Source organism: Streptomyces sp. NPDC004752, from assembly GCF_053601275.1.
In genome coordinates, this window is the sequence record NZ_JBSGBN010000165.1 from 12,055 (window position 1) to 19,392 (window position 7,338).

A 7,338-nucleotide genomic window follows, 5' to 3' on the forward strand; every position below is an offset into this window, starting at 1 on the left:
CTCGACCGTCTCCTGCGTGCTCGCTCGACCGTCTCCTGCGTGCTCGCCTGGCCGCCTCCCGCCTGCTCACCTGACCGCCTCGCTCTCCGTCGTCACCAGGTCGATCGCCGGGTGGTGGCAGGCCGCCGTGTGCGCGGGCGTGCCCATCAGGTCCGGCGCGGTCGTCCGGCACACCTGGCTCGCCCGCGGGCAGCGGTCCGCGAACCGGCAGCCCGCAGGGAAGTCGGCCGGCGCCGGGACGACCCCGCTGATCTGGGTCATCCGCTCGGCCGCCGACTCCAGCGACAGCACGCTGCCCAGCAGCCCGCGCGAGTAGTGGTGGGCCGGTGCCGCCACCAGGTCCGCGGTCACGCCGGTCTCCACGATCTGCCCGCCGTACATCACCATCACCCGGTCGGTGACGTCCGCGACCAGCGCCAGGTCGTGCGAGACCAGGATCAGCGCGAAGCCCAGCTCCGCCCGCAGCCGCAGCAGCAGCTCCATGATCTGCGCCTGCACGGTCACGTCCAGGGCGGTCGTCGGCTCGTCGGCGAGGATCAGTCTCGGATCGCGGGAGAGCGCCATGGCGATCAGGACGCGCTGGCGCTGACCGCCGGAGAGTTCGTGCGGATAGCTGCGCAGGGTGCGCTCCGGGTCGAGGCCGACCAGGGCCAGCAGCTCGGCGGCGCCCCGTCGGCCGCCGCGCCGCACCAGCTGCTTCAGCTGGGCACGGACGGTCATCGCCGGGTTCAGCGAGGACAGGGCGTCCTGGTGGACCATCGCCATCTCGTGGCCGAGCAGCCTGCGCCGGACCCGCATCGGCTCGGCGAGCAGATCCCGCTGGTGGAACCGGATTTGACCGGAGACCCGGGCGCCCCTCGGCAGCAGCCCCATCACGGCGAGCGCGGTGAGCGACTTGCCGCAGCCCGACTCGCCGACCAGGCCCAGCACCTCGCCGGGCCGCACCTCGAAGCTGATCCCGTCGACCACGTCGACACCCCCGTGCCGGTCCGGGAACCCGATGGCGAGGTTCTCCACCGCGAGCACCGGCTGCCCTCCCGGGTCGGGCAGCGGACGGGCCCGGGCCCGCAACCGCCGGGCGGCGTCGGCCAGTTGGGGCAGCGGCAGCACCTCGCCGCCACCGGCCTTCGGCGCCGCCGGCCGGCCGTCCTGCTCCCGCACGTCCACCCCCCGGGCCGCCGGGGCCGCCCAGGCGTCCGAGACACCCTCGGCGAGGACGTTCAGGGACAGCACGGTGACCAGCATCAGCAGCCCGGGGAAGACGGTCGCCCACCAGCCGCCGGTCAGCACCATGTTCTTGCCGTCCGCGATGACGCTGCCCCAGGACGGGTCCGGCGGTCGCACGCCCGCGCCGATGAACGACAGCGACGCCTCGAAGACGATGGCCTCGGCGACCTGGACGGTGCAGAACACCAGCACGGGGGCGGCACAGTTGACGGCGACATGGCGCAGGACGATATGCGGCGTGCGGGCGCCGATGACCCGTTCCGCGGTCACATAGTCCTCGCCGTACTGATCGAGGACGTTCGCCCGTACGACCCTGGCCACCGGCGGGGTGAACAGGAACGCGATCGCGCAGATCAGCACGGTGATGCCACCGCCGAACACGGCGACGAGCACCGCGGCGAGCGCGATGCCGGGAAAGGCCATCACCACGTCGAGGCAGCGCATCAGTGTCTCGTCCACGGCCTTGCGGGAGGTGGCCGCGACCGCCCCGAGCAGCGCGCCCACGACGAGGGCGAGCGCGGTGGCGCCGAGACCGATGGCGAGGGACCAGCGCGCGCCGTACATCAGCCGGCTGAGGATGTCCCGGCCGAGGCTGTCCTGGCCCATCCAGTGCCCGGCGGAGGGATGCCCGGTGCCGCCGGCCGGGTCCTGCTGGTCCAGCGGGTCGTCCGGGGCGAGGAGCGGTGCCAGCAGGGCCGCGAGGACGACGACGGCCAGGAAGCAGACGGCCGCCTTCGACAGCGGCGGCAGTCGGCGCCAGCCGCGCAGCCGGACGCCGGGCCGGGCGAGCCGCTCGGTGCGGCTCTTGCGCGTGAACATCAGGCCGCCTCCCTCAGTCGCGGGTTGACGAGCAGATAGAGGACGTCGATGACCAGGTTGACCACCACGAACCCGGCGGCCGTCGTCAGCACGACGCCCTGGACCACCGCCGGGTCGCCGTTCTGCACCGCGTCGATCATCAGCTTGCCCATGCCGGGCAGCGAGAACATCGTCTCGATGACCACCGCGCCGCCCAGCAGATAGCCGACCCGCAGCCCGAGCACGGTCAGCGGATTGACCAGCGCGTTGCGCAGCACGTTGCGGCCGACCACCACCCGTGGGGGCAGCCCGCCGCCGATCGCCGTCCGTACGTAGTCCTTGTCCAGTTCCTCCACCACGGCGGTCCGCACGATCCGGGTGAGCTGCGCGGCCACCGGCAGCGACAGCGCGACGGCGGGCAGCGTCATCGTGCGCAGCCAGCCGGTGAGGGAGTCCGCCGGGTTGACGTAGCCGCCGGTCGGGAACCAGCCCCGGTCCACCGCCAGATACTGGATCATCAGCAGGGCGAGCCAGAACGCGGGTGCCGCGACCCCGGTCAGCGAGCCGACCCGGATGATCTGGTCGGGCAGCCGGTCCCGGTAGATCGCCGCCGTGACCCCGCCGATCAGCGCCAGCAGCACCGCGAGGCCGAGGCCCAGGAAGGCCAGCTGGAGGGTGAGCGGCAGTGCGGTGGTGACCTGGTCGACGACCGGCGCCCGGGTCAGCGCGCTGGTGCCCAGGTCGCCGTGGAGCAGATCGCCGACGAAGTGGGCATAGCGCACCGGCAGCGGGTCCAGCAGCCCGTTGCGCTCCCGGAAGTCGTGCAGTTGCTCGGGTGTCGGGTTGGCCCCCTGGAAGAACGCGGACGCGGGGTCGACGTCGGAGAACCGCATCACCAGAAACACGAAGAGCACGATGCCGAGCAGCAGCGGCACCAGCAGGGCGACGCGGCGCAGCAGGATGCGGACGACGGCCGTCATGCCGTCAGACCCACTTGGCCTGGAGAAGGTTGATGCCGGGATACGGCTGTGCCCTTATGCCGGTGAGCTTTTTCGGGTCCCAGGCGGTCATCAGCTCGTTGTGCACGACCGGGTAGAGCACGGCCTGTTCGGCGACGATGTCGATGTAGTCCTGGATCATCGCCTTCTTCCGGTCGGGATCCGGCTCCCGGGTCGCCCGGTCCATGTCCGCGAAGAGCCGCTTGGCCACCGGGTCGTCGGCCCACCGGGTGTATCGCATCCACAGGTTGGCCGGCCCGTAGTTGTAGTGCATGATCAGGTCGGCGTCGAGACCGAACTGGTTCGGGTTCGAGGCGGCGGCGACGACCTGGTAGTCCTGCTTCTGGTCCAGCTTGGTGAACACGGCCGTGGTCTCCTGCGGGGACAGCGTCGTCTCCACACCGATCGCGTCCCAGGACGCCTTGATGGTCGGCAGACAGTCGACGATCCAGCTGACGTTCACCGCGAGGATGTCGATCTTCAGGTGCTCGACCCCGGCCGCCTTCAGCAGCGCCTTCGCCTTGGCCGGATCATGGTCGTACACCGTCTTCGCCCGCCGGTAGGCGGGGTTGCCCTCGTTCAGGAACGACGACGACGGCTTCCCGTGCCCCTTCAGCGCGACCTCGACCATCTTCCCGGTGTCGATGGCGTGGTGCAGCGCCTGCCGGACCCGCACGTCGTCGAACGGCTTGTGCGCGGTGTTGAACATCAGGAACAGGTTGTTCATCCCGGCCCCGCCCGCGACGCTCAGCCCGCCCTGCTCCAGCCGGGAGACGTTGGCGTACGGGATGTTGTCGGCGATCTGCGCCCCCGCGTCGGCCCCGGAGATCTTCGCCACGCGTGGGGCGGCGTCGACGATGGTCAGCCAGTTCATCTTCCGGAACGCGGGCCTGCGCGGGCCGCTGTAGTCGGCGAACGCCTCGAAGGTGGTGTTCGACTTCGGGTGGTGCGCGGTCTGCCGGTACGGTCCCGAGCCGACCGCCTTCCCCCTGATCGCGTCGTCCCACGCCCCGGGCCGCGAGAAGACGTGCTTCGGCATGATCTTGGCGAGGGTGAGCCGGGAGAGCCCGTCCGGGAAGGGGAACTTGAGGACCAGTTCGACGTTCTGCGCGTCGATCTTGCGGACCTCCTGGAGCCAGCTCTCGAAGAACCCGTTGGCGAGGGTCTGCGTGCCCGGGTCCAGGATCCGGTCGTAGACGAAGACCACGTCGTCGGCCGTCACCGGCTTACCGTCGTGGAACCGGGCGCCCGGCCGCAGCGTGAACCGCCACGTGGTGGCGTTCGGATCGGCCGGCATCCGGGTGGCCAGCGCCGGGTACGGGTCCCGGGAGATCGGGTCGGTGTCCAACAGCCCTTCGTAGACATGCTGAAGGGCGGCCATGCAGAACGCGGACGCCGTCTGCGTCGGATCCCAGCTGCCGTCGTTGCCGTAGCCGATCACCGCGGTCAGCGTGCGGTTGCCGCCGCCTCCGCCGCCGGTGTCGTTCGTCGACTCGGGCCCGGACGAACAGGCCGCAAGCGACGGGGGGAGCGCGGCGGCCGCACCCAGCGCGCCGCCGTACTTCAGGAACGACCGGCGGTGCAGCGCCGGCCCGTCGTGGATCATGTCGTCGCGCACGGTTCCTCCAGGGGTCCGGAACGGGGTTCGCAAAGAGTTGTGGAGGGATACGACTGAGGAGATACGACGTCCTACGTCTGGCCGATCAGCGTGACCATAGGAGCGCCCGTGGGGCCGGTCAAGGGGTCGCACACGAATGGCGTAGCCGCCAGAGGTCGCACCAATGACCCTGTGAAATGGCGGGAGTTGACGCTGGTGAAGGTGGGAGATGGGACGTGGGACGTCCACTGAGCGTACGATGCGGCGCATGCCCGCCGGGGAGCCCAGGTACAGCCGGATACAGCGCGCGGTCGTACAGCTGATCCTCGACCGGGGGCTTGCGCCCGGTGCGCCCCTGCCCACCGAGACGGAACTGATGGACGGCCTCGGCGTCAGCCGCAACTCCGTCCGCGAGGCGCTCAAGGCGCTCCAGGCCCTGGACCTCGTGGAGATCCGGCACGGCTACGGCACCTACGTCGGCCAGGCATCCCTCACCCCGCTGGTCGACGGCCTCACCTTCCGCACGCTGACCCGGCACGACGGCGACCCCGGCGCCCTGGCCGAGATCCTCCAGATCCGCGAGGTGCTGGAGGAGGGGCTGATCCGCCGGGTGGTGGCGACGGCGAGCGAGCCGGAGCTGGACCGGCTGGAGTCGGTGGTGGCCCGGATGGAGGCGGCGGGCCGGGCGGGCCGCCCCTTCCCCGAACTGGACCGCCAGTTCCACGAGTTGCTCTACGTCCCGCTGGGCAACGCCCTTGTGCCGCAACTGCTCGGCGCGTTCTGGACGGTGTTCCGGCGGGTGGCCGGCGCCCGCGGCTGGACCGACGACCCCGCGCCCGAGGTCACCGTCCGCCGGCACCGCGACATCGTCACCGGGCTGCGTGCCCGGGACCTCGCCGGCGCGCAGCACGCGATGGCCGTCCACTTCCGCGGCATCGAGGCGCGCGCGGCACAGGAGTCGCGCGGGGTGGAGTGAGCGGTGGGCCTGGCGGGTGTTTCTGCTACCAGATGATTATCGAGCTTCCCGAGCGATATATATGACGCATTTGAGTCACTATGGCCGGGTTGTCTGAGGTTGCTGACGGCATATCCAGTTTCCTGTCCCCACCTCATCCCTCACAGTTCGTCAGGAAAGGCACGGTGGGTTTGGTGCATGGGGCAGTCAAGACCAGGGGCGTCTCGTCGCTGGCACTCGGGGCTGTGAGCCTCGGCCTTACCTGGGGCCTCTGCGGCCCTGTTGCCGCACAGGCACAGTCAGCCGAAGGCCGGGCGCACGCTCGGGCCACCGCTTCACAGGCGGCGCGGATCGCCAAGGGGGCGGGGGTGAAAAGTAAACAGCACCGTCTTCGGGCGGCGGTCACGGGGACGGTGACCGCCGGTACCGGCGTGAACATCCGTCAGCAACCGACGACCGACTCGGCGAACCTGGGCTCGTTCCCGTTCGGGGCGAGCGTCAGCATCCTGTGCTGGGACGCGGGCGAGCCGGTGGACGGGAACACCGTCTGGTACCAACTGGCGGACCGTCCCGGCTGGGTGACCGCGCGTTGGGTCGCCGCGACCGGCGTGCCGTACTGCGGCTCGATCGCCGGCCCGACCGGACCAAACGGCGCGACTGGACCAAACGGCGCGACTGGTGCGACTGGTGCGACCGGCCAGAGCGGCGCCACGGGTGCGACGGGTCCGGCGGGTGCGAATGGCGTGACGGGTGCGACGGGTGCGGCCGGTTTGAACGGTGCCACGGGCGCGACCGGTGCGACCGGTCAGAGCGGTGCTACGGGTGCGACGGGTCCGACGGGTGCGGCCGGTTTGAATGGCGCCACGGGTGCGACGGGTGCGGCCGGTTTGAATGGCGCTACGGGTGCGACCGGTCCGGCGGGCGCGAGTGGTGCGACGGGCGCGACCGGTGCGACTGGCCAGAGCGGCGCTACGGGTGCGAATGGCGTGACGGGGCCGACGGGTGCGGCTGGTCTGAATGGCGCTACGGGTGCGACTGGCCCGGCGGGCGCGAGCGGTGCGGCGGGCGCGACCGGTGCGACGGGTGCGGCCGGTTTGAATGGCGCCACGGGTGCGACGGGTGCGACTGGTGCGGCCGGTTTGGACGGTGCTACGGGTGCGACCGGCGCCAACGGGACTGACGGTGCGACGGGTCCGACGGGTGCGGCTGGTCTGGACGGTGCTACGGGTGCGACTGGCCCGGCCGGTCCCACTGGCGCGACCGGAGCGAATGGCGACAACGGGACTGACGGTGCCACGGGTCCGACGGGTCCGGCCGGTGCTGACGGTGTGACGGGTCCGACGGGTGCCGACGGCGTCGCCGGTCCAACCGGTCCGAGTGGTCCGACGGGCCCCAGCGGTACCACGCAAACTCAGGCGCTGAACTCGCCCTTGAACCCCCAGACGATCCCCGCCGGCGGCACGATGACGCTTCAGGGAGGGGACTGCAGCACCCTCGGCTCCTTCCTGGCCGTCAGCGGCGGGGAGAGCCAGGTCTCGGGGTCGGGTGACGTACAGACGCTGACGAGCACTCCGGGTACCGCCTGGACCATCACCGTCCACAACCCCGGTGCCGACGCCGCGACCGTCAACGTCGTGTCGCTCTGTCAGCCGGTCTGATCCCGGACGCAAAGCACGACGGTCAGGAAACTGGTCGCCAGCGAAAATCGGGGCGGGGGGGCCCCCCCCCCCCCCGGGGGGCCGCGCCCCCCTTTTTGTGTGGGG

5 protein-coding genes and 1 pseudogene are annotated in these 7,338 nt (G+C 71.2%); 3 read left to right on the plus strand and 3 right to left on the minus strand.

Annotation, left to right across the window (positions count from 1 at the left end):
• Positions 1-66: 66 nt before the first annotated feature.
• Genes ACWEKM_RS41035 through ACWEKM_RS41045 form a run of 3 tightly spaced genes read right to left on the minus strand, consistent with a single transcriptional unit; the run spans position 67 to position 4,629 of the window.
• Positions 67-2,046, minus strand: a complete 1,980-nt coding sequence (locus ACWEKM_RS41035; protein ID WP_451626394.1) for a dipeptide/oligopeptide/nickel ABC transporter permease/ATP-binding protein — start codon at positions 2,044-2,046, stop codon at positions 67-69.
• Positions 2,046-3,005 carry an ABC transporter permease gene (locus ACWEKM_RS41040; protein ID WP_451626395.1) on the minus strand — a complete coding sequence of 320 codons (960 nt, stop codon included), beginning with the start codon at positions 3,003-3,005 and terminating at the stop codon, positions 2,046-2,048. The genes ACWEKM_RS41035 and ACWEKM_RS41040 overlap by 1 nt, the downstream gene beginning before the upstream one ends.
• A gap of 4 nt (positions 3,006-3,009) precedes the next feature.
• Positions 3,010-4,629: an ABC transporter substrate-binding protein gene (locus tag ACWEKM_RS41045; protein ID WP_451626397.1), complete on the minus strand. Its 1,620-nt coding sequence runs from the start codon at positions 4,627-4,629 to the stop codon at positions 3,010-3,012.
• A 250-nt stretch (positions 4,630-4,879) separates the two neighbouring features.
• Here ACWEKM_RS41045 and ACWEKM_RS41050 point away from each other — a divergent pair, with 250 nt between their 5' ends.
• The 3 genes and pseudogenes from ACWEKM_RS41050 (at position 4,880) to ACWEKM_RS41060 (ending at position 7,233) form a co-directional block, all read left to right on the plus strand.
• On the plus strand, positions 4,880-5,596 hold the full coding sequence (locus tag ACWEKM_RS41050; protein WP_451626396.1) for a FadR/GntR family transcriptional regulator: 717 nt from the start codon (positions 4,880-4,882) through the stop codon (positions 5,594-5,596).
• A gap of 80 nt (positions 5,597-5,676) precedes the next feature.
• Positions 5,677-6,159 (plus strand): annotated as a pseudogene (locus ACWEKM_RS41055) (SH3 domain-containing protein); the annotation flags it as partial.
• Positions 6,160-7,005: 846 nt separating this feature from the next.
• A complete protein-coding gene (locus ACWEKM_RS41060) occupies positions 7,006-7,233 on the plus strand; it encodes a hypothetical protein (RefSeq protein ID WP_451626398.1) in 228 nt (75 codons plus the stop codon).
• Positions 7,234-7,338 lie beyond the last annotated feature (105 nt).

Coding starts and splice junctions, on each gene's coding strand:
- ACWEKM_RS41035 (WP_451626394.1), bottom strand. CDS start 2,046: ATGTTCACGCGCAAGAGCCGCACCGAGCGGCTCGCCCGGCCCGGCGTC.
- ACWEKM_RS41040 (WP_451626395.1), bottom strand. CDS start 3,005: ATGACGGCCGTCGTCCGCATCCTGCTGCGCCGCGTCGCCCTGCTGGTG.
- ACWEKM_RS41045 (WP_451626397.1), bottom strand. CDS start 4,629: ATGATCCACGACGGGCCGGCGCTGCACCGCCGGTCGTTCCTGAAGTAC.
- ACWEKM_RS41050 (WP_451626396.1), top strand. CDS start 4,880: ATGCGGCGCATGCCCGCCGGGGAGCCCAGGTACAGCCGGATACAGCGC.